Genomic DNA, 21594 nt, shown 5'->3' on the forward strand with positions numbered 1-21594 from the left:
CCGTCCGATTCGGAGTCCCCCTCGTGCCCAGCAAGAAGGCCCTCGTCCGCCGTCCCGCTCCCCGTCTGGCCGAGGGGCTGGTGACGCACATCGAGCGGGAGGGCGTCGACGTCGACCGCGCGGTGGAGCAGTGGGAAGCGTATACGGAGACGCTGCGCGCCCACGGCTGGGAGACGATCGAGGTGGACCCGGCCGACGACTGCCCGGACTCCGTGTTCGTGGAGGACACGGTGGTGATGTACCGGAACGTGGCGCTGATCGCCCGCTCCGGTGCCGAGTCCCGCCGCGCGGAGACCCCCGGCGTCGAGGAGGCCGTGGCGTCGCTCGGCTGCTCGGTGAACTGGGTCTGGGAGCCGGGCACGCTGGACGGCGGCGATGTGCTGAAGATCGGCGACACGGTGTACGTGGGGCGGGGCGGGCGGACCAACGCGGCCGGGGTGCGGCAGGTGCGGGCCGCGTTCGAACCGCTGGGGGCGCGGGTGGTCACCGTGCCGGTCGCCAAGGTGCTGCACCTGAAGTCGGCGGTCACGGCACTGCCGGACGGGACGGTCGTCGGGCACGTCCCGAACATGGACGCGCCGTCGCTGTTCCCGCGCTTCCTCCCGGTACCGGAGGCGGCCGGGGCGCATGTGGTGCTGCTCGGTGGGGACAGGCTGCTGATGGCGGCGAGCGCGCCGAAGACCGCCGAGCTGTTCGCGGACCTCGGCTACGAGCCGGTCCCGGTGGACATCGGCGAGTTCGAGAAGCTCGAGGGCTGTGTGACCTGCCTCTCGGTGCGGCTGCGGGAGCTGTACTCCTGACGGGTGACACCGTCGCCCGTCAGGCGCAGCGACCTGCGGCTCCGCGCCGGACGGCGCTCCATGGGAACCCCGCTGATCAGGGCTCTTTACGGCGCCCTTAACCTACGGTTACGTAACCTACGGATTCGTAGCCTACGATTCCGTAGGTTCCCGGCACCGCTCGCCGGCACCACCGTATGTCACCGTCCCCTGGAGTCACCCGTGTCGATCACTTCTCCCCACCTGGGCAGCCCTTCGGTCTGGACCGACGCCCGGCTGTTGTACGCGCTGGAGGAAGTGGTCGAGAAGGAACTCAACCGGCATCTGAAGGTCGCCAAGGACTGGATGCCGCACGAGTACGTGCCGTTCAGCGACGCCCGTAACTTCCCCGGCTTCTTCGAGGACGGCGAGGCCTGGGACAAGGAGCAGTCGAAGGTCACCGAGGTCGGCCGGATCGCGCTGGTGGTGAACCTGCTGACCGAGGACAACCTCCCCAGCTACCACCACGAGATCGCCACCCTGTTCGGCCGGGACGGCGCCTGGGGCACCTGGGTGCACCGCTGGACCGCCGAGGAGGGCCGGCACGGCATCGTGATGCGGGACTACCTGCTCGCCTCGCGGGCGGTGGACCCGGACAAGCTGGAGCAGTTCCGCATGGCCCACATGAGCGAGGGCTTCGAGTCGGACAACCGGCACTCGATGCTCCACTCGGTCGCCTACGTCGCGTTCCAGGAGCTGGCCACCCGCGTCTCGCACCGCAACACCGGCCACCAGTCCGGTGACCCGGTCTGCGACCGCATGCTGGCGCGCATCGCGACCGACGAGAACCTGCACATGGTGTTCTACCGCAACCTGCTCAAGGCGGCGTTCGAGATCGCGCCCGACCTGACCATGCAGGCGGTCCGCGACGTCGTGGTGGACTTCCGGATGCCCGGCCACGGCATCCCCGGCTTCGAGCGGGCCGCGGCGCAGATGGCGATCGGCGAGGTCTACAACCTGCGCATCCACCACGACGACGTGCTCCAGCCGGTGCTGCGCTTCCTGAAGATCATGGAGATCGACGGGCTGGGCCCCGAGGGCCTCAAGGCGCAGGAGGAACTGGGCCTGTTCATGGGCGGCCTGGACGCGGAGGCGTCGAAGTTCGACGAGAAGCTGGCCGCCCGCAAGGCCCGGATGGCGGCCCGCGCGGAACGCGCCTGACGGCGGAGGCGGGGGCCTACCGGCCCGTACGGCGCAGTTCCAGGCGTTCCTTCTCGGACATGCCGCCCCAGACGCCGAAGCGCATGTCGTGGGCCAGGGCGTACTCGAGGCATGTCGCGCGGATCGGGCAGAGGCCGCAGATCCGCTTGGCCTCGCGGACCGAACTGCCCGGCTCGGGGAAGAAGAAGTCTCCCCCGGTCTGCGCGCACAGCGCCTCCTCCTGCCAGGTGAGGTCGGGCGACGGGATCGTTTCGGTGTGCATGACCGGAAGCGTGCCGTGCGGCGAAAAACGTTTGATCAACACGGGATCAATGGGAGGCCCTTCGGGTCTTCCGTGCCCGCATGATGATGACGCCGGGGCACTCTGCGCGCACGGCGGCGCGCCGGGTGTGTCAGGTCTCGCGCGGATCGCCCTTGAGGACGGCGAACCGTGCGCCGTACGGGTCCTCCAGGCGGGCCAGCCGGCCGACGCCGACGAGGGAGGTGGCGGGCAGCCGTACCCTGCCGCCCAGCTCGACGGCCCTGGCGACGACGGCGTCCGTGTCGTCCACCCCGAAGTAGGGCAGCCAGTGGGGCCCGCCGGCCTCCGCCCCGGCGAGGTCGTCGGCCGGCGGGACCAGTCCGCCGAACATGCCGTCCTCGCCCGTCCCGGCGGGGTTGACGGAGGTGTAGACGCCGTCGGGGAAGGTCACCGCCGAGGTCTCCCAGCCGAGGACGGAGTGGTAGAACGCGGCGGCGCGGGCGACGTCCGGGGTGTACAGCTCGACCCAGCACAGGGTGCCGACCTCGCCGGCCGCCTCGATGCCCTTGCGCAGTGACGGTTCCCAGATGCCGAAGGGTGTGCCGGCCTGGTCGGCGAGGATCGCCATGCGGCCCTGTTGCGGCACGTCCATCAGTGGGACGGGTGCGCTGCCGCGGGCCTCCTGGGCGGCTTGGGTGGTGGCGTCCGCGTCGGGGCTCTGGAAGTAGACGGTCCAGGCGGGTGCGCCCTGCCCGGAGGTGGTCTGCATACCGCCGGCGACGATGCGGTCGGCGAGCCGGAAGAAGCCGTAGCCTCCGGCGTCGGGGCCGGCGGAGGCGAACTCCCAGCCGAAGAGGCCGCCGTAGAAGCGGGCGGCGCCCTCCATGTCGGACGTGCCGACGTCGATCCAGTCGGGGGCGCCGTCGACGAAGCGGGTGGTGAGCATGGTGCCTCCTCCGAGAGGTCCCGTCGCCTGCTCTGACGAGTCTTCCACCGCCCACTCGCAACCACCGCCGGAGCACCCGGACGGACGTGGGGTTTGCTCGCCCCCGCCGCCCCTTCCCGTCCCGACCTGGGGCTCCGTCCCAGGCCCCGCTCCTCGAACGCCGGAGAGGCTGGAACTCAGCCTCTCCGGCGTTCGAGGAGCGGGGGTTCCGGGGGCAGCGCCCCCGGGTGACGGGAAGGGGCGGCGGGGGCGCGTCCCGTTGGGCCCACGGAACCCGCCGCGGGTCACGCGGACGCGCGTCGGATCAACGTCGTCGGGAGGATCAGGCCGTCGGAGCCGGCGCCCGCGGCCTCCGGCGGCGTGCCGGTGCCGTCGAGGTCGCGCAGGAGGAGGCGGGCCATCAGGCGGCCCATTTCCTCTATGTCCTGGCGGACCGTGGTGAGCGGGGGGTCGGTCTGTTCGGCGATCGGGAGCATGTCGTCGAAGCCGACGACCGCCACGTCGTCCGGCACCCGCCGCCCGTGCTCGCGCAGCACGCGCAGGGCTCCCGCCGCCATGAGGTCGTTGCCGGCGAACACCGCGTCCAGGCTCGGGCAGCGGTCGAGGAGTTCCCGCATCGCCCGCTCACCGCTCGCGGGGGTGAAGTCGCCCTCCACGACCAGCCGGGGATCGGCGTCGGCCATGACGTCCCGGAAGCCGTCGAGCCGGTCCACCGCCGCGGTCTGGTCCAGGGCGCCGGTGATGTGGGCGATACGGCTGCGGCCGAGGCCGAGCAGATGCCGTACGGCGTCGCGGGCGCCGCCCCGGTTGTCGCTGTCGACGTAGACGACGCCACCCTGGCCGCCGCTGAAGTCGGGCCGGCCGCCGTACACGGTCGGCAGGCCGGCCTGCCGGATCAGTTCGGGCAGTGGGTCGTCGATATGGAGGGAGAACACCAGGGCGCCGTCCACGTGGCCGCCGGCCACATAGCGGCCGACGCGGACATGGTCGTCGCGGTCCTCGGTGAGCAGCAGGACGAGCTGGTTGTCGTGGGCCGTCAGCTCCTTGCTGATGCCGCGCAGCTGCCGGGCGAAGAAGGGGTCGGCGAAGACCCGGGTCTCCGGTTCGGCCACGATGACGGCGATGGCGTCGTGCCGCTTCGTCACCAGGCTGCGGGCGGCCTGGTTCGGCACGTACCCGAGTTCCTCCACCGCCCGCCTCACCCGTTCGGCCAGGCGCTCCCGCACCCCGTGGGAGCCGTTGACCACGCGGGAGACCGTGGCCCGGGAGACCCCGGCCCGCGCGGCCACGGCCTCCAGCGTGGGGCGTGGCGCTGTGTCGGTCACTTCGGGGCTCCTCACCTGCGGCTGCGGGAAAGGATAGCCCCGGCCCGGTCACGGGCGAGAGCGCTCTCGGATCACGTCCGGCGCGTCAGTGTTCGTGTGTCGGCTCCTCCTCGGCGGCGGGCTGGTGAACGTGCTCGTGCGCGTCCGGGTCGTATCCCGGGATGGTGCCGTCCGGCTTCTTCACCAGGAACAGGCCGACCATGCCCATGTCGGAGTGGCTCTGGACGTGGCAGTGGTACATCCAGGCGCCCGCTCCGACGCCCTCCCCCGCGATGATCTGGAAACCGAAGGAGTCGGCCGGACCGCAGATCTTGTTGTCGATGACCTGGCTCGGGTCGTCGGGTCCCGTGAGCATGCCGGTGCGGTTGTCGGCCCAGCGGTGACCGTGCATGTGGAAGGTGTGGTAGTACTCGCCGTGCGTGATCATGACGATCTCGACGCGATCGCCCACCGTGGCCTCGAAGTTCGGACCGGTGTGGGCGGGCTTGTTGTTGATCGACATGTCGTTGAAGACGATGGTGTGGGTCGCGTCGGGCAGGACGTCGCCCTTGCGGCGCACGATCACCGGCCCGTACAGCCCGTTGCGGATGCCGCCGGTGCCGTGCGCGGTGCCGACGACGTGGTCGTGGTAGTGCCAGTAGCCCGCGCTGCCCGCCCGCCAGGTGCCGTCCGAGCGCCGGCCGGGTTTGTGGGTGCGCCAGGTGTAGGTGCGGGTGCCGCCGGGTTCGACGTCGCTCTTGTTCTGCTTGGTGCCGTCGCTGGAGATCTCGTAGTCCAGGCCGTGGACGTGCAGGCTCACGGGCACGTCCATGGTGTTCTCGAACTCGACGTGCAGCGTGTCGCCCTCGTTGAGCTCGATCAGCGGGCCCGGGACGGACGCCTTGCCCTTCTCGAAGCCGTAGCCCATCTGTCCGCCGTCCAGCCGCTCGGCGTACAGCTTGATGCGCCGCACCTCGCCCCCGGCGGGCGCGGTCTTCGCCGGTCTGGCCGCGCTCACGGCCTCGGGCGCGACGGACAACGATGTCGCGACGACAGCGCCGCCCAGCAGTACCCGTCGGTTGAAACCGCGTCTGTCCATGCCGAACTCCCCACGTGGCTGTCATGAACCTGTGAAACCGTAGCGGCCACCCCGGGGTTTATCCACACTCAGGACAAAGTTCGTTTCATCTCTGCGATAGGTATTGGCGTCTGGCGCAAAGAGGTCTAGCTTCCTTGACGCTGTTGCTGCGACCGAGGAGGGGTGGGTAGCCACATGCGGTCCACATCGCATCAAGAACCCATGCACTTACGAGGGTTGAGCATGAGAAGCACCGCAAGCGCACGAAGGACGAGAACGAGACGACGGGTCTGGGCGGCCACCGTGACCGCCGGGATCGTCGCCGCCGGGCTGCTGTCGGGTCCCGCCGCCAGCGCGCGCCCGGCCCCGGATCCGTCCCTGACAACGATGTCCATCAAGTCGCCCCCGGGCGGCGCGAACGTACGCGTGCTGCTGTTCCACGGCTCCGCTGCCGCCGGTGACGAGTCGCCGCTCGTGAACGCCGGGATCGCGGCGATCGAGAAGATCGGGCTGTCCGGCCCGGCGGACCAGCGGTTCAAGGTCACCGCCACCGACGACGCCTCGGTCTTCACCAACGCCAAGAAGCTGGGCCGGTTCAACACCGTCGTGTTCCTGACCGGCGGCGGGGACGTCCTCGACCCGGACCAGGAGGCGGGCCTGGAGGCGTACATGGAGGCCGGCGGCGGTTTCGTCGGCCTGCACGACGCGGCCCGCGCGGAGCCGTACTCGGACTGGTTCACCGGTCTGATCGGCGCCCGCCCGGCCGCCTCCAGTCCGGACAAGGTGCAGCGGGCGACCGTCGAGGTCGGCGACCGGGCGCATCCGGCGACCAAGAGCCTGCCGATGCAGTGGAAGCGGCCCGACAAGTGGCTGAACTGGGTGGAGAACCCGTCCGGCGACGTGCACACGGTCGCCAGGGTGCGCGAGTCGACGTACGCGCCCGGTGCGAGCGCCAACGGCTGGGACCACCCGGTCAGTTGGTGCCGTGACTACGACGGCGGCCGGTCCTTCTACACCGGCATGGGCGGCACGGTGTCGTCGTACGACGAGACCGACTTCCGTGACCATCTGCGCGGCGCCCTGCTGTGGACCACCCGCCTGGTGCAGGCCGACTGCAAGGCGACGATCACCGGCAACTACAAGGCGGAGCGGCTGACCCAACCCAACCAGCCGGGCCAGAACGACCAGATCGGTGAGCCGCACGGCCTGGTCGCCGCCCCCGACGGCCGCGTCTTCTACATCGGGCGCGGAGGTGCCGACTCCTCCCAGCCCGTCGTCACCGACTGGAACGACCCCGACATCGGCAAGGGCAAGGGCGAGGTCCACGTCTACGACCCGGAGACCAAGAAGGTCACCCTCGCGGGGGCGCTCACCGTCTTCGGCAACAAGGGCGGCGGCGACGAGCTGCGGAAGGTCGAGGAGGGCCTGCTCGGCATCGAGCTGGACCCGCGGTTCGAGGACAACGGGTGGGTGTATCTGCACTACACCCCGCATTCCGAGATCAACCGGGACACGCACATGGCCGAGCGGCGGGTCTCCCGCTTCACCCTCGACCAGGCGACCAACAAGCTGGATCTGGCCAGCGAGAAGGTGCTGCTGAAGTGGCCGGTGCAGATCCACAGTTGCTGCCACGCGGGCGGCGGGATGGCCTGGGACTCCAAGGGCAACCTGTACATCGCCACCGGTGACAACAACTCCAGTGGATTCAGCGGCGGTTACTCGGGCAACAACCCGGAGCCCAACTTCAAGGGCGTGTCCTTCGCGGACGCGCGCCGCACCGCCGGCAACACCAACAACCTCAACGGCAAGATCCTGCGCATCCACCCGGAGCCGGACGGCACGTACACGCTGCCCGAGGGCAACCTCTTCACCGGGAAGGAGACCGCCGAGGGCGGTGGCAAGACGCGCGGCGAGATCTATGTGATGGGTGTGCGCAACCCGGCGCGCATCTCCGTCGACAAGGAGACCGACGTCCTCTACGCGGGCTGGGTCGGCCCGGACGCCGGCTCCCCGTCGCCGACCTGGGGCCCGGCGAAGTACGACACGTTCGCCGTGATCACCGAGGCGTCCAACCGGGGCTGGCCGTACTGCATGGGCAACAAGCAGCCCTACCGGGACCGCAACCTGCCCGATCCGTCGAAGCCGCTGGGCTGGTACGACTGCGACGCCCCGAAGAACGAGTCGCCGAACAACGACGGCCTGGTCAACCTGCCGCCGGTGACCGGCAACAACATCTGGTACTCGCCGCAGGGTGGCGGCCCGGACTACCCGCGCGACGAGAACGGCATCCCGTCGTACGAGCAGGACGAGGCCACGTACCGGCTGCCCTGGCTCAAGGGCGGCGGGCAGGCCGCGATGAACGGCCCGGTCTACCGCTACGACGCCGGCAGCGCCAGTGAGGTCAAGTGGCCGGCGTACTGGGACGGCAAGTGGTTCGTCGGTGACTTCTACGACGCCGACCAGCCGCGCAACGCGGTGCTGATGGACCCGAAGACGCAAGGAGACGGCGGTCTTCCGGTGCACTCGGAGTCCCTGAAGGAGATCGTGCCGGTCGGCAACGACGGCATCAAGAACCTGATGGGCTGGAAGTTCGGCCCGGACGGCTCGCTGTACGTCCTCGACTACGGGCGCGGCTTCTTCACCTCCGACTCCAAGTCCGCGCTGTGGCGGGTCACCTACACGGGCGGCGGGCCGACCCCGGCCGCCGGTCAGCTGGCGAGGAAGGCCGAGTGAAACCAGTGATACGGCAACGAAGAATGTGGGCCGGCCTGCTGGCCGCCCTGCTCATGGTGCTCGGCCTGCAGACGACGTCCGCGGCCGGCGAGACCGAGTCCACTGACGCCGAAGCGGCGGCGCAGGTGCTCACCTGGACCGCCGGTGACAGCATCACCGCGTACACGTCCGCGCCGACGACCGCGGTGGCCGGTCCGGCGACCATCGTGTTCGAGAACAGCGCGGCGACCGGCAACACCACCGGGATGCCGCACACGCTGACGTTCGTGACCTCCGACCCGGAGTTCAACAACGACGTCCAGCTGAACATCATGGCCAATCCGAACGACGCCCAGGGCGGCAAGTACACCGCCGAGGTCACGCTCACCCCGGGCCGCTACTTCTACCACTGCACCATCCCCGGCCACGGCGAGATGCAGGGCATCCTGACGGTGACCGAGGGCGGTGGCGAGGACACCACGGCGCCCGAGGCCACGGCGAGGGTGACCGGCTCGCAGAACGCCGACGGCGAGTACGTCGGTTCGGCGAGTGTGACGGTCGAGGCCACCGACGCGGACTCCGGCGTGGACCGGATCGAGTACGCGGTCGGGGCCGACGGCGCCTGGCAGCCGTACACCGCCCCGGTCGTGGTCGACCAGGTCGGTACGCACACCGTGCGCTACCGCGCCCTGGACAAGGCGGGCAACGTGTCGGCGGAGCAGAGCGTCGGGTTCACCGTCGTCGCCCCGCAGTCGGACGACACCACCCCGCCGGAGACCTCGGCGACGGTGGCCGGTGAGAAGAACGACGGCGGCGACTACATCGACATGGCGACGGTCACCGTCACCGCGTCGGACACCGGCACCGGCGTCAACACCATCGAGTACGCGATCGGCGCCGACGGTGCCTGGCAGGCGTACACCGGTCCGGTGATGGTGCACGAGGTGGGCACGCACACCGTGCGCTACCGCGCCACCGACCGGGCGGGCAACACGGCGGCGGTCAAGAGCGTCGAGTTCACGGTCGTCACCGCTCCCCCGCAGGACACCACCCCGCCGGCGACCGGCGTGACCGTGGAGGGCACCAAGAACTCCGACGGCGCCTACGTCGGTGACGCCACCGTGACCGTCAGCGCCGACGACGGGCACGGGGGTTCCGGCGTCGCCGGTATCGAGTACTCGCTCGACGGCGGGCCGTACCTGGCGTACACCGAGCCCGTGGTCGTCGACCGGGCGGGCCGGCACACGGTCGCGTACCGGGCGAGCGACAACGCCGGCAACACCTCCGAGCCGCTCACGGTGAGCTTCACGGTCGTGGCGGACGGCGGGGTGCCCGCACCCAACTGCCCCGAGTACGACGAGCGGTTGACGGTGATCGTCGGCACGGTCGACTCGGGCGTGCCGAACCGGGTCACCAACAACCGGTGCCGGATCGGCGAGCTGATCGAGGACGAGAAGGAGTGGACCTCGCAGGCGCTGTTCCTGAAGCACGTGAAGAGCGTGCTGGACAAGCTGCAGAAGGAAGGGGTCATCGACAAGCGGGAGTACCGGGCGATCAACAAGGCGGCCCGGCAGTCCGGCATCGGCAAGCCCGGCCAGACCGAGGGCTACCGCAAGATCCTGGACGGCAGCGAGGAGTCGTTCGCCAAGTGGGAGCAGGTGGGCGGCGGTTCGTTCGGGCTGAACCCGGACGGGTCGATCACCTCCGGCACCACCCGGGGCGGGCTCGGCATGCTGTGGTTCCCCGAGCGCAAGTACGGCGACTTCTCGCTGAAGCTCCAGTGGCGTGACGACGCCCCGGGCACCGGCAACGCCAACTCCGGTGTGTTCGTGCGGTTCCCGCAGGTCCACGACCACCCGGAGGAGACGCGGCCGGAGTGGGTCGCCATCAAGTACGGGCACGAGGTACAGGTGTTCGACTCACCCACCGGCGACATGTACAAGACGGGCTCGGTCTACGGCTTCGACCGGGTCGGTCTGGCCGGCGCGGGCGTGACGCAGAAGGGCACCTGGAACGACTACGAGATCCGGGTGGTGGACCAGCACTACTCGGTCTACCGCAACGGTGTGCTGATCAACGAGTTCGACAACATCGGCGGCCAGGACTTCACCCCGCCGCGCTCGGACGACCCGGGCACGGACGGACGGCGGTTCGCCTCCGGTTACATCGGGCTGCAGGTGCACGGCACGACGGACGTCGTCTCCTACCGGGACGTCCGGATCAAGGAGCTGTAGTTCCCACGGATCGGCACGGGGCGGGAAGCCGAGGGTCTCGGCTTCCCGCTTCGTCACGGCGGGCCGTGGTCAGGGCTGCATCAGTACCTTGACCGCGCCGTCGCGCTTGTTCTGGAACATCGCGTAGGCGTCCGGGCCCTCGGCGAGCGGCACGCGGTGGGTGGCGAAGTCGTCGACGCCGAGCGGGTCCTCGTCGGTGAGGTAGGGGATGATCTCGTCGCTCCAGCGGCGTACGTTCGCCTGGCCCATGCGCATCTGGATCTGCTTGTCGAACAGGGTGAGCATGGGCATCGGGTCGGCCATGCCGCCGTAGACGCCGATGACCGAGATGGTGCCGCCGCGCCGCACCAGTTCGATCGCGGTGTGCAGGGCGGCGAGCCGGTCGACGCTGAAGCGTTCCGCCATCGGGCCGCTGAGTTTGCGGGGCAGCAGCGCCGAGGCGTTCTGCACCATGCGGGCCGCCGCGCTGCCGTGCGCCTCGGTGCCGACGGCGTCGATCACGGCGTCGGGCCCGCGGCCGTCGGTCCGGTCGCGGATCGCGGTGACGAGTTCCTTCTCGTCGTCGAAGGAGCGCAGGTCGAAGGTCTCCACACCCCGCTCCTTCGCCCGGTTCAGCCGCTCCGGGACCAGGTCCACGCCGAACACCCGGCCCGCTCCCTTGACCTGGGCGACCCGGCAGGCCATGTCGCCGATGGGGCCGAGTCCGAGCACGGCGACGCTGCCGCCCCGCGGGACACCGGCGTACTCGACCGCCTGCCAGGCGGTGGGCAGGACGTCGGAGAGGTAGACGAACCGGTCGTCGGACGGCCCCTCGGGGACCTTGATCGGGCCGTACTGGGCCTGCGGGACCCGCAGGTACTCGGCCTGGGCGCCCGGTACCGCGCCGTACAGCCGGGTGTAGCCGAACAGGGCCGCGCCCATGCCCTCGGCGTTCACCTGGGTGGTCTCGCACTGGGTGGGCAGTCCGGTGAGGCACATCCAGCAGTTGCCGCAGGCGATCTGGAACGGCACCACGACCCGGTCGCCGACCTGGAGGTCGGGCACCGCCGCACCGACCTCCTCGACGATGCCCATCGGCTCGTGGCCGAGGATGTCGCCCGGGGTCATGAACGGGGTGAGGACCTCGTACAGATGCAGATCGGATCCGCACAGTCCGGTGGAGGTGATGCGGATGACCGCGTCCGTCGGCTCCTCGATCCGGGGATCGGGCACGTTCTCCACCCTCACGTCCCGCTTTCCCTGCCAGGTCAGTGCCCTCATCGCCGCCCGCTCCCTCCGTGGTGGCCGGTGTGTCGCTCGTGCGGTGGGCGTCCGGGTACCCGAGCGGCCGTGTGCCGAACCGCCGGTCGCTGAGCCGATCGGCGGAAGCCACCGCGCGGGACCACCCCTGATCGGCTATGGCCAGCAACGATAGGAAAAGCGCACAATCAAGACAACGGATGATATGAGGCGGGCGCGGTGGCGACGGTGGGCACGGAGCGAGGGGCGCGGCGGCGGCGCGGCACGGGGGCGAGGGCGCTGGTGGCCGCGTTGCTGGCGGCCGGTCTGGCGGCGGGGTGCACGACGTCGGACGGGCCGCGCGACGACGGGCGGGGTTCGCCGAGCGAGTCACCGACACGGCCCGGCGGGCAGGCCGGCCCGCCGGTACTCACCGTGAAGATCGACAACGCCCCCGCGGCCCGGCCTCAGACCGGCGTGGACGCCGCCGACGTGGTGTACGCCGAACAGGTCGAGGGCGGGAGCAGCAGACTGATCGCCGTGTACGCCACCGAGCTGCCGGAGTCCGTCGGTCCGGTGCGCAGCGCCCGGGAGTCGGATCTGGAGCTGCTGCGCCAGTTCGACCGGCCGGTGCTGGCCTACTCCGGGGCGCAGAGCAAGCTGATGCCGCTGATCGAGCGGGCACCGCTCGAGGCGGTGACGCCCGAGTCGGAGCCCGATGCCTACACCCGGGGCGCCGGCCGGTCCGCTCCCCACAACCTGTATCTGCGACCGGAGCGGCTCATGGACGACCCGCCCGGCGAGGCCGCCCTGACCACCGGTTTCCGCTTCGGCCGGCCGCCGGCGGACGGCGAGCCCCGGAACGAGCTCACGGTGCGCTACCCGGCCGCCCGCTTCACCTTCACCTGGTCCGGCGCCCGCGACCGCTGGCTGGTCTCGATGGACGGCGCCCCGGCACTCACCACGGAGGGCGAGCGGCTGGCGCCCGCGACGGTGGTCGTGCAGTACGTGACCGTGCGCCGCTCCGGATTCCGGGACTTCCTCGGCAACAACACCCCGTACACCGAGACGGTGGGCTCCGGGAAGGCCACCGTGCTGCGCGGCGGACGCGCCTACGAGGCGAACTGGAAGCGGCCCGCCGCCGAGGACGGCACCTCGTTCAGCACCGACTCCGGCGAAGCGGTGAACTTCGCGCGCGGCCAGGTCTGGGTGGTGTACGCGAAGACGCCCTGAGCCTCAGCGCGGTGCGGTCAGGGTGGGGGCCGGGTCGCGCAGCCCTTCGGCCGCGTCGGCCACCCGCCGGATCAGGTCGATGAAGAGTGTCTGCTCGTCGGCGTCGAGCGGGGCCAGGAAGACCTGGTTCATCCGCGCGGTGCGCACCGTCAGCTTGCGGTGGGTGCGCACACCGTCGTCGGTGAGGCGCAGCAGGAAGCGGCGGCCGTCCTGCGGATCGCGGACCTTGTCCAGCAGCCCGCGCCGGATGAGCCGGCCGATCACCTCGGCGATGGTGGACCGGTCAAGGCCGACCCGCTCCCCCACGGTGCGCTGGTCCAGGCCCGGCTCGGCGACGAGCGCGTTGAGGACCGCGAACTGCGGCGAGGTGATCTCCTCGGAGACCATCGTGTTCCACAGCAGGTGGTGCGCCTGCTGGAGCCGCCGGGCGAGGTGCCCGGGATGGGTGGTGAGGTCCACGGCGGCCATGTGCGCTCTCCCGGTTGTTTCATCGGTGCACTGATTTTCAGTGGGATCAGAAGAGTACTGGACAGGGGAGCCATCTCGTGTAAATACTCAGTGCGCTGACTAAATGGTCATCGGGTCGCCTGGAAGGGATGGGGTTCCTCGGATGGACAAGGTGGTCGCCTCGGCTGCGGAGGCGGTGGCTGACGTGCCGGACGGCGCGTCACTGGCGGTGGGCGGCTTCGGCCTCAGCGGTGTGCCGAACGTGCTGGTCCAGGCGCTGTACGAGCGGGGCGTCGACGGGCTGTCGGTCGTCTCGAACAACTGCGGGGCGATGGAGTCCGGGCTCGCGGTGCTGCTCGCGGCGGGCCGGATCGCCCGAGTGACCGGTTCCTACATCGGCGCGAACAAGGAGTTCGCCCGGCAGTACCTGGCCGGTGAGCTGGAGGTGGAGCTGATCCCGCAGGGCACGCTCGCCGAAAGGCTGCGCGCCGGGGGCGCCGGCATCCCGGCGTTCTACACCCCGGCCGGGGTCGGCACGCAGGTCGCCGAGGGCGGGCTGCCATGGCGCTACGACGGCTCCGGCGGGGTGGCTCTCGCCTCACCCGCGAAGGAGGTCCGGGAGTTCGACGGCACTCAGTACGTGCTGGAGCGCGGCATCCGCACCGACTTCGCGCTGGTGCGGGCGGCGAAGGGCGACCGGCACGGGAACCTCGTGTTCAGCAAGTCGGCCCGCAACTTCAACCCCCTGGCCGCGACGGCGGGCCGGGTGACGGTCGCGGAGGTGGAGGAGCTGGTCGAGCCCGGCGCCCTCGACCCGGACGCGGTGCACCTGCCGGGCGTGTTCGTGCAGCGGGTGGTCGCCCTCACGCCCGAGCAGGCGGCGGACAAGAAGATCGAGCGGCGGACGGTGAGCGGCTGATGGCCTGGACACGGGAAGAGATGGCCGCGCGGGCGGCCCGGGAGCTGAGCGACGGCCAGTACGTCAATCTCGGCATCGGCCTGCCCACGCTCATCCCCAACCACCTCCCGCCGGGTGTCGAGGTGGTGCTGGAGAGCGAGAACGGCATCCTGGGCACCGGCCCGTACCCCGCCGAGGACGCCGTCGATCCTGACCTGATCAACGCCGGGAAGGAGACCGTCACGGTCCTTCCGGGCGCCTCCTTCTTCGACTCGGCGCTGTCGTTCTCGATGATCCGCGGCGGGCACATCGACGTCGCCGTCCTCGGCGCGATGCAGGTGTCCGTCCGCGGTGACCTGGCCAACTGGGCGGTACCCGGCAAGCTCGTCACCGGCATCGGCGGCGCGATGGACCTGGTCCACGGCGCCCGCACGGTGATCGTGGTGATGACCCACACCGCCAAGGACGGCTCGCCGAAGATCGTGACGGAGTGCGCGCTGCCGCTGACCGGCAAGGCGTGCGTGGACCGGATCATCACCGACCTCGGCGTCCTCGACGTCACCGACGACGGACTCGTCCTCGTCGAGACCGCTCCCGGCGTGACCGCCCGGGAGATCGCCGCCAAGACCGGAGCCGAACTCACCCTCGCGGAGGGCCTGTCGTGACCCACGTACTCACCCAAGCCGACATCGACCGGGAGATCGCGGCCGAGCACGCCGCGTACGAGAAGCGGGTCGCCGACGGCGCGCCCGTCGAGCACCAGCCGCGCCGCGACTACGCGCCGTACCGCTCCTCGGTGCTGCGCCACCCGAGGCAGCCCCCGGTCGCCATCGACGTCACCAAGGACCCCGAGCTGGTGGAGCTGTCCTCCCCCGCGTTCGGGGAGCGGGACATCACCGAGACCGACAACGACCTCACCCGGCAGCACACCGGTGAACCCGTCGGCGAGCGCATCACCGTCTCCGGCCGGCTGCTGGACCGCGACGGACGGCCGGTGCGCGGCCAGCTCGTGGAGATCTGGCAGGCCAACTCGGCCGGCCGGTACGCCCATCAGCGCGAGCAGCACGACGCCCCGCTGGACCCGAACTTCACCGGCGTGGGCCGCACCCTCAGCGACGACGAAGGCCGCTACCACTTCACCACCATCCAGCCGGGCCCCTACCCCTGGCGCCAGCACCTCAACGCCTGGCGGCCCGCCCACATCCACTTCTCCGTCTTCGGCACGTCGTTCACCCAGCGGCTGGTGACGCAGATGTACTTCCCCAGCGATCCGCTCTTCCCGTACGACCCGATCATCCAGTCGGTGACCGACGACGCCGCACGGCAGCGGCTGATAGCGACGTACGACCACAGCCTGTCGGTGCCGGAGTTCTCGATGGGCTACCACTGGGACATCGTGCTCGACGGACCGCGGGCCACCTGGATGGAAGAGGGGCGCTGACCCACCATGACGAAGATCGACACCACTCGTCCGGAGACCGTGCTGCCCACCCCGTCGCACACGGTCGGCCCCTTCTACGGCCACGCCCTGCCCTTCCCCGGCGGCGAGGACATCGCGCCGCTCGGGCACCCGGACACCGTCACCGTGCACGGGTACGTGTACGACGGTGAAGGCCGGCCGCTGCCGGACGCGCTGCTGGAGCTGTGGGGGCCGGACCCCGACGGGAACGTGCCGACGGCGGACGGTTCGATGCGCCGGGACCCGGCGAGCGGCGGCTTCCTCGGCCGCAACGGCGTGGAGTTCACCGGCTTCGGACGGATCCAGACCGACGCGAACGGCCACTGGTACGCCCGTACGCTCCGCCCCGGAGCACGCGGGGGGAACGCGCCGTACCTCAGTGTGTGCGTGTTCGCGCGGGGGCTGCTGGTGCACCTGTTCACCCGGATCTACCTGCCGGGCGACGAGGCGGCGCTGGCGGCGGACCCGCTGCTGTCCCGGCTCGACACCGGGCGCCGCGACACGCTGGTCGCGGGTGAGGAGGGCGCCGGCACGTACCGTTTCGACATCCGCCTTCAGGGCGAGGGCGAGACGGTCTTCCTGGAGTTCCAGTGACATTCACGTCCCCTCCGTACTCCGACACCGGCCTGCTCGGTCCCGAGTGGGGACTGTCCGGCGCCGCCTCGGAGACCGGCGACCACGCGTATCTCCGGGCCATGCTGGACGCCGAGTCCGCGCTGACCCGGGCGCAGGCCTCGCTGGGGCTCGCACCGGCCGAGGCAGCGGCGGCGGTGACCGAGGCGGCCGTCCCGGGCCGTTTCGGCGTCCACGCCCTCGCGGCGCGCACCCCGGCCGGCGGCAACCCGGTCATCCCGTTGGTCGCCGCCCTGACCGCGGAGGTCGGTGAGGAGTACGGCCCCTATGTCCACCGGGGTGCCACCAGCCAGGACATCATGGACACGGCGACCATGCTGGTCGCCGTGCGCACCCTGGACCTGGTCCTCGCCGACCTCGGCCGGACCGAGGGCGCGCTGGCCGGGCTCGCCGCCGCGCACCGGGACACGCCGATGCCCGGACGGACGCTCACCCAGCACGCCGTGCCGACGACGTTCGGTCTGAAGGCGGCCGGCTGGCGCTCGCTGATCCTGGATGCCCGCGACCGCATCAGCCGGGTACGGGACTCGCTCCCCGCCCAACTCGGGGGTGCCGCCGGGACCCTGGCGGCCTTCCAGGCGTACGGCTCCGAGGACACGGACGCGCTCACGACGGCCTACGCCCGCGAAGTCGGCCTGGCGGCACCGGCGTTGCCCTGGCACACGCTGCGCACCCCGGTCGCCGATCTCGCCGGCTGCCTGGCCTTCGCGGCGGGAGCGCTGGGCAAGTTCGCGGCGGACGTACTGACGCTGTCACGCACGGAGATCGGTGAGGTGACGGAGGGCAGCGGCGGCGGCTCGTCGGCCATGCCGCACAAGGCGAACCCGGTGCGGTCCACCCTGCTCGCGGCCGCCGCCCGGCGCGCGCCCCAGCTCTCCGCCACCCTGTACGCCTCGGTGGCCGCCGAGGACGAGCGGCCGGCCGGTGCCTGGCACGCCGAGTGGGAGCCGTTGCGCGATCTGCTCCGGCTGGTGGGCGGTACCGCCGCGCACGCCGCCGAGCTGGCCGAAGGGCTGCGCGTCCACCCGGCCACGATGCGCCGGAACCTGGACGCCACCCGGGGACTGATCGTCTCCGAGCGGCTGTCCGCCGCGCTGGCGCCCGTTCTCGGCCGGGCCCGGGCGAAGGAACTCCTGACCGAACTGGCCCGCCGCACCCACGCCGAAGGCCGCTCTTTGCATGAACTCCTCGTGGAACAAGCCGAGTTGAAGGAGATCGACCTGGACGACCTCATCGACCCCGCCCACTACACCGGCTCCGCCGGAGCCCTCACCGACCGTGCCCTGGAGCGACGTTGACAAGTGAGCTGCTCAATCACCGTGCCGAAGGACCCGCTTCCGCTCCCCCGCTGCTGCTCGGCCCCTCGCTCGGCACGTCGTACGCCCTGTGGGACAAGGTGGCGCCCGAACTGTCGGCCGCGCACCGGGTGGTCCGCTGGGACCTGCCGGGACACGGCGGTTCGGCGGCGGGGCTGATCGGCCCCGGAGCGACCGTCGGCGATCTCGCCGGTCTGGTGCTCGCGCTCGCCGACGCGCTCGGCGTCGAGCGGTTCGCGTACGCGGGCGTCTCGCTGGGCGGTGCGGTGGGGCTGCACCTGGCCGTGCACCATCCGGACCGGCTGTCGTCGCTGGCCGTGATCTGTTCCTCGGCGCACTTCAACGGCGCCAAGCCGTGGGAGGAGCGGGCGGCGCGGGTGCGGAGCGGAGGGCTCGCCGAACTAGCGGAAGGCGCGGACGCCCGCTGGTTCACGTCCGGGTTCACCGTGCCGGGGCTGGTCCGGGACCACCGGGAGGCCGACCCGGAGGCGTACGCCGCCTGCTGTGACGCGCTGGCCGTGTTCGATCTGCGGGACCGGCTGGCGGAGGTGTCCGTGCCGACGCTGCTGGTGGCCGGCCGGGAGGACCCGGCGACGCCGCCCGAGCATCTGCGGGAGATCGCGGACGCGGTGCCGGACGCCGCGCTCGTGGAGCTCCCCGGCGCCTCGCACCTGGCGCCGGCACAGCGCCCGGAGGCGGTGCTGACCGCGTTGCGTACCCACTTCGACGGGGCCGCCCGGCGCGGTGTGGAGGTGCGCCGGGAGGTGCTGGGCGACGCGCACGTGGACCGGGCGCAGGCCCGGCAGACGCCGTTCACGGCACGCTTCCAGGACTTCATCTCACGCTACGCCTGGGGCGAGGTCTGGACCGACCCGACCCTCACCCGCCGCGAACGCAGCATGATCACACTCACGGCGCTGGTCGCGCACGGCCACTACGACGAGCTCGCCATGCACGTCCGCGCGGCGCGCCGCAACGGGCTCACCCCCGAGGAGATCGGGGCGGTGCTGCTCCAGACGGCCGTGTACTGCGGGGTCCCGGCGGCGAACTCGGCGTTCGCGACGGCCCAGCGGGTGCTGGCGGAGGAGGAGTGACCGGGGGCAGCCCCTAGCGCGGTCCCACGCCCGTCCTGAGCTCCTGTCCGGCCCGTTCCACCAGGCCGTCCGCGCCGCAGGAGCGGGCCAGGGCGAGGCCGCGTTCGAGGTCGGGGACGGAACGGGCGAGGATGCCGTACTCGACGCGGGCCGCGGCGTGTTCGTACTGGCAGGGGGAGGACTCCAGGTAGGTGACCGCCTGGGCGGCGAGGCGGACCGCGCGCTGGCCGGTCTCCAGGGCGGCGGCGACGCGCAGGGCCTCCCCTATGGCGGTGTCCGTGCCGAGCCGTTCGGCCCGCCGGCGGACGTCGACGGCCAGCCGGGCGGCGCGGGCCGGGTCCTCGCCGGCGAGGGCGCGGGCGAGGTCGGCGGTCGCGAAGACGTGCACGGGGTTGTGGTGACCGCGGGCGGCGGCCGCCTTCTCGGCCGCCTCGAGTTCGTTGATGCCGTCCTTGGTGCGGCCGACGGCCAGCAGCAGCCGGCCGCGTACGGAACGCGGGTCGGGCAGCACGATGGTGGACGGGTAGGGCGGTGCGAAGCCGTGCCGTTCGGCCACCTCCCAGGCCTCGTCGGCCCGGCCGCGGGCGAGCAGGGTGTCGACGAGGTTGCAGGTGGCCGTCCAGTACAGGGGCAGTCCGCGGCCGACGCGTTCGGCGAGGCGCAGGGACTCGCGCAGGGATGCCTCGGCCTCCGGCAGCCGGCCCCGCCTGCGGTGCCCGAGACCCACGTAGGCGTGCGCCAGGACCAGGTGGCCCCCGCTCCAGCCCGCCGTCTCATAGGCGTTCAGGCCCTCGTGGTAGAGGCTCTCGGCGCGGTCCAGGCGGTCGGTGTAGGCATAGGCGTCGGCCAGCATCAGCAGCAGCTCGATGCCCCACTCGGGGTCGGTCCAGCCGAGGCCGGGGGCGAGGCGGCCGTTGACGAGGGCGCGGTCGCAGATCTCCACGACCTCCTCGGCGTTCTCGCCGCGCATCATGGCGTCGAAGCCGCGCACGATGAGCAGCGCGCGTTCGGAGTTGTCCCGGCCGGTGCAGGTGGCGGCGAGTTCGGCCAGCCGCTCGGAGCGGCCGGGCGAGGCGGCCTCGCCGGCGTGGATGCCCTCCCACATGAACTGCACGGTCCGCAGCCGCAGTTGTGCGGGGCCGGGTTCGAGCCGGGCGGCCTCCGCCTCGACCGTGCGGACGGCCTCCTCGAGCTGGTCGTTGTGGAGCAGCGCCTGGGAGAGGCGGACCACGGCGTCCACCCGCCGGTCGTCGTCGAGGCCGGGCATGCCGAGGGCGGCCCGCAGATGGCCGATGGTACGGGCGGGTGCGGTGAGGAAGGTGGCGCAGCCCAGTTCGTAGAGGACGTGTGCGTGGACCTCGGGGCGGGGCGGTTCCTCCAGGGCGCGTTCCAGGCAGCGGCGGGCGGCGTCCGGGGCACCGACGGCGAGGTGTTCGCGGGCGGCCTCGCGCAGTTGCCAGACGAGTTCCCCGTCGTCGTCCGGGTGCACTTCGATGAGGTGGCGGGCGGCCGCGGCGGCACCGCGTCCGGAGTCGGTGACGATCCGGGCGGCGATGCCGTGCATGGCGCGGCGCAGCGCGTCGGGGATGGAGTTGTAGACGGCGGTGGCGATCAGGGGGTGGACGAACTCGAGGTCGGCGGGGGCGGTGCGGCCCGTGGCGGACGGGTCGGGGGCGGTGAGGATGCGGGCGCTGCGCAGGAGTTCGGCGCAGCGGGCGGCGTCGTCGGCGTCCAGGGTGGCGAGCCGGGCCGCCAGGCCGACGGTGATGTCGTTGCCGAGGATGGCGGCGGCCCAGGCGAACCGGGTGGCGTCTATGCGGAGTTGTTCCAGGCGGGCGACGAGTCCGCCGCCGCGGGCGGAGCGGTTCAGGTCGCGCAGTTCACCGGCGTGGGCCTCGACGGGTTCGAGTTCGCTGTCCTGGACCTTGGCGAGGAGTTCGACGGTCTCGTAGGGGTTGCCGCCGGTGACGGCCCAGACCTCGCGGCAGAACGCGGCGTCGGCGTTCTCGCCCAGGGTGGCGCGGGTGAGTCCGGCCGCGGCCTCCGGGGTGAGGACGCTGAGGGTGGTGACGGGGTGGTCGGCCGCGGCGGCGACGGCGTCCAGGTGCCGGGCGCCGACTCCGGAGATCTCGCCGGACCGGCGGGCGACCACGACGAGGACGGACAGGTCCGCCAGGCGTTCGGCGAAGGCGGCGAGCCAGCGCAGGGTCTCCTGGTCGGCCCAGTGCGCGTCGTCGATCAGCAGGACCAGCGGCCAGTCCCGGCGGGCCAGCCGGCGCACGGCGGCGACCAGTCCCTCGCACACGCCCTGCGGGTCGGCGTGCCCCTCGCCGGGGTCGGCTATGCCGAGGGCGGGGCCGGCGATGTCGTACCAGTCGCCGAGGTACTCGCGGGCCTCCTCCGGCAGCATCGACACCAGCGCGGGCTGGAGGAGCTGGCGTACGACGTTGAAGGGGACGGTGCGCAGGGTCTCGCCGCCGCGGGCCGACCACACGGTGCAGCCGCGCCGTTCGGCGATGCGGCGGGTCTCGGCGAGCAGCGCGGTCTTGCCGAGTCCGGCCTCGCCCCGGAGCACCAGCAGGCCGCCCGGTGAGGAGCGGTCCGCGCACAGGGTGTCGACGGCCCGTGTGATGGCGGCGACCTCCTCGTCGCGCTCCCACAGGCCGGCCGAGGGGGCGGCCGGGGGCCGTACCTCCGTCATCCCGCTACCTCCCCGAGTCGCCCGAATGACGTACAGACCTTGAGCGTAGTCCCCCTGCCGCCGCAGCGGTGCCCGCTCGCGCCACGTGTTGCCGTGACGGG

The 21594-nt window shown here is 71.7% G+C and carries 18 protein-coding genes; 11 read left to right on the plus strand and 7 right to left on the minus strand.

Annotated elements, in window-relative coordinates; translation table 11 throughout:
* Positions 1-23: 23 nt before the first annotated feature.
* Together ddaH and AMK33_RS24215 are read left to right on the plus strand one after the other, a co-directional pair.
* Positions 24-800: a dimethylargininase gene (gene ddaH, locus AMK33_RS24210; protein WP_073935052.1), complete on the plus strand. Its 777-nt coding sequence runs from the start codon at positions 24-26 to the stop codon at positions 798-800.
* A gap of 201 nt (positions 801-1001) precedes the next feature.
* Complete coding sequence (locus tag AMK33_RS24215) at positions 1002-1979, plus strand: acyl-ACP desaturase (RefSeq protein ID WP_073935053.1); 978 nt, start codon at positions 1002-1004, stop codon at positions 1977-1979.
* Positions 1980-1995: 16 nt separating this feature from the next.
* Here AMK33_RS24215 and AMK33_RS24220 read toward each other — a convergent pair whose 3' ends face one another.
* The 4 genes from AMK33_RS24220 to AMK33_RS24235 all read right to left on the minus strand — a co-directional run bounded on the left by AMK33_RS24220 (position 1996) and on the right by AMK33_RS24235 (position 5569).
* Positions 1996-2241 (minus strand): WhiB family transcriptional regulator, encoded by a 246-nt coding sequence (locus AMK33_RS24220; protein ID WP_073935054.1) that lies wholly within the window; start codon positions 2239-2241, stop codon positions 1996-1998.
* Positions 2242-2371: 130 nt separating this feature from the next.
* Positions 2372-3166, minus strand: a complete 795-nt coding sequence (locus AMK33_RS24225) for a VOC family protein (RefSeq protein ID WP_073935055.1) — start codon at positions 3164-3166, stop codon at positions 2372-2374.
* A 284-nt stretch (positions 3167-3450) separates the two neighbouring features.
* Entirely contained in the window at positions 3451-4491 is a 1041-nt protein-coding gene (locus AMK33_RS24230; protein ID WP_073935056.1) for a LacI family DNA-binding transcriptional regulator, read from the minus strand.
* A gap of 85 nt (positions 4492-4576) precedes the next feature.
* Positions 4577-5569: a multicopper oxidase domain-containing protein gene (locus AMK33_RS24235; protein WP_073935057.1), complete on the minus strand. Its 993-nt coding sequence runs from the start codon at positions 5567-5569 to the stop codon at positions 4577-4579.
* 201 nt (positions 5570-5770) lie between these two features.
* On the opposite strand from AMK33_RS24235, the gene AMK33_RS24240 reads away from it, so the two are divergent.
* Complete coding sequence (locus AMK33_RS24240; protein WP_383615177.1) at positions 5771-8281, plus strand: ThuA domain-containing protein; 2511 nt, start codon at positions 5771-5773, stop codon at positions 8279-8281.
* 23 nt (positions 8282-8304) lie between these two features.
* A complete protein-coding gene (locus AMK33_RS24245; RefSeq protein WP_073935059.1) occupies positions 8305-10494 on the plus strand; it encodes an OmpL47-type beta-barrel domain-containing protein in 2190 nt (729 codons plus the stop codon).
* Between the two features lie 69 nt (positions 10495-10563).
* On the opposite strand, the gene AMK33_RS24250 is transcribed toward AMK33_RS24245, so the two are convergent.
* Positions 10564-11754: a zinc-dependent alcohol dehydrogenase gene (locus AMK33_RS24250; RefSeq protein WP_073935060.1), complete on the minus strand. Its 1191-nt coding sequence runs from the start codon at positions 11752-11754 to the stop codon at positions 10564-10566.
* 198 nt (positions 11755-11952) lie between these two features.
* Here AMK33_RS24250 and AMK33_RS24255 point away from each other — a divergent pair, with 198 nt between their 5' ends.
* Positions 11953-12945, plus strand: a complete 993-nt coding sequence (locus AMK33_RS24255) for a DUF3048 domain-containing protein (RefSeq protein WP_073935061.1) — start codon at positions 11953-11955, stop codon at positions 12943-12945.
* Between the two features lie 3 nt (positions 12946-12948).
* Here AMK33_RS24255 and AMK33_RS24260 read toward each other — a convergent pair whose 3' ends face one another.
* Positions 12949-13413: a MarR family winged helix-turn-helix transcriptional regulator gene (locus AMK33_RS24260; RefSeq protein WP_073935062.1), complete on the minus strand. Its 465-nt coding sequence runs from the start codon at positions 13411-13413 to the stop codon at positions 12949-12951.
* Positions 13414-13555: 142 nt separating this feature from the next.
* Between AMK33_RS24260 and AMK33_RS24265 the strand changes: the two genes are divergently transcribed.
* From AMK33_RS24265 to pcaDC, 6 genes are read left to right on the plus strand one after another with little or no spacing between them, the layout of a single operon-like run.
* Positions 13556-14311, plus strand: a complete 756-nt coding sequence (locus tag AMK33_RS24265) for a CoA transferase subunit A (protein ID WP_073935063.1) — start codon at positions 13556-13558, stop codon at positions 14309-14311.
* Complete coding sequence (locus tag AMK33_RS24270; RefSeq protein ID WP_073935064.1) at positions 14311-14955, plus strand: CoA transferase subunit B; 645 nt, start codon at positions 14311-14313, stop codon at positions 14953-14955. Before AMK33_RS24265 ends, AMK33_RS24270 begins: the two co-directional genes overlap by 1 nt.
* On the plus strand, positions 14952-15731 hold the full coding sequence (gene pcaH, locus AMK33_RS24275) for a protocatechuate 3,4-dioxygenase subunit beta (RefSeq protein ID WP_073935065.1): 780 nt from the start codon (positions 14952-14954) through the stop codon (positions 15729-15731). The genes AMK33_RS24270 and pcaH overlap by 4 nt, the downstream gene beginning before the upstream one ends.
* Before the next feature lie 6 nt (positions 15732-15737).
* Positions 15738-16343 (plus strand): protocatechuate 3,4-dioxygenase subunit alpha, encoded by a 606-nt coding sequence (gene pcaG / locus AMK33_RS24280; protein ID WP_073935066.1) that lies wholly within the window; start codon positions 15738-15740, stop codon positions 16341-16343.
* Complete coding sequence (pcaB, locus tag AMK33_RS24285; RefSeq protein ID WP_073935067.1) at positions 16340-17680, plus strand: 3-carboxy-cis,cis-muconate cycloisomerase; 1341 nt, start codon at positions 16340-16342, stop codon at positions 17678-17680. Before pcaG ends, pcaB begins: the two co-directional genes overlap by 4 nt.
* Complete coding sequence (pcaDC, locus tag AMK33_RS24290) at positions 17677-18792, plus strand: bifunctional 3-oxoadipate enol-lactonase/4-carboxymuconolactone decarboxylase PcaDC (protein WP_073935068.1); 1116 nt, start codon at positions 17677-17679, stop codon at positions 18790-18792. The genes pcaB and pcaDC overlap by 4 nt, the downstream gene beginning before the upstream one ends.
* A 13-nt stretch (positions 18793-18805) precedes the next feature.
* Here pcaDC and AMK33_RS24295 read toward each other — a convergent pair whose 3' ends face one another.
* Positions 18806-21493 (minus strand): ATP-binding protein, encoded by a 2688-nt coding sequence (locus AMK33_RS24295; protein ID WP_073935069.1) that lies wholly within the window; start codon positions 21491-21493, stop codon positions 18806-18808.
* Between the last annotated feature and the right edge of the window lie 101 nt (positions 21494-21594).

The sequence above is a fragment of the Streptomyces sp. CB02400 genome (assembly GCF_001905725.1).
Lineage (GTDB): Bacteria > Actinomycetota > Actinomycetes > Streptomycetales > Streptomycetaceae > Streptomyces > Streptomyces atrovirens.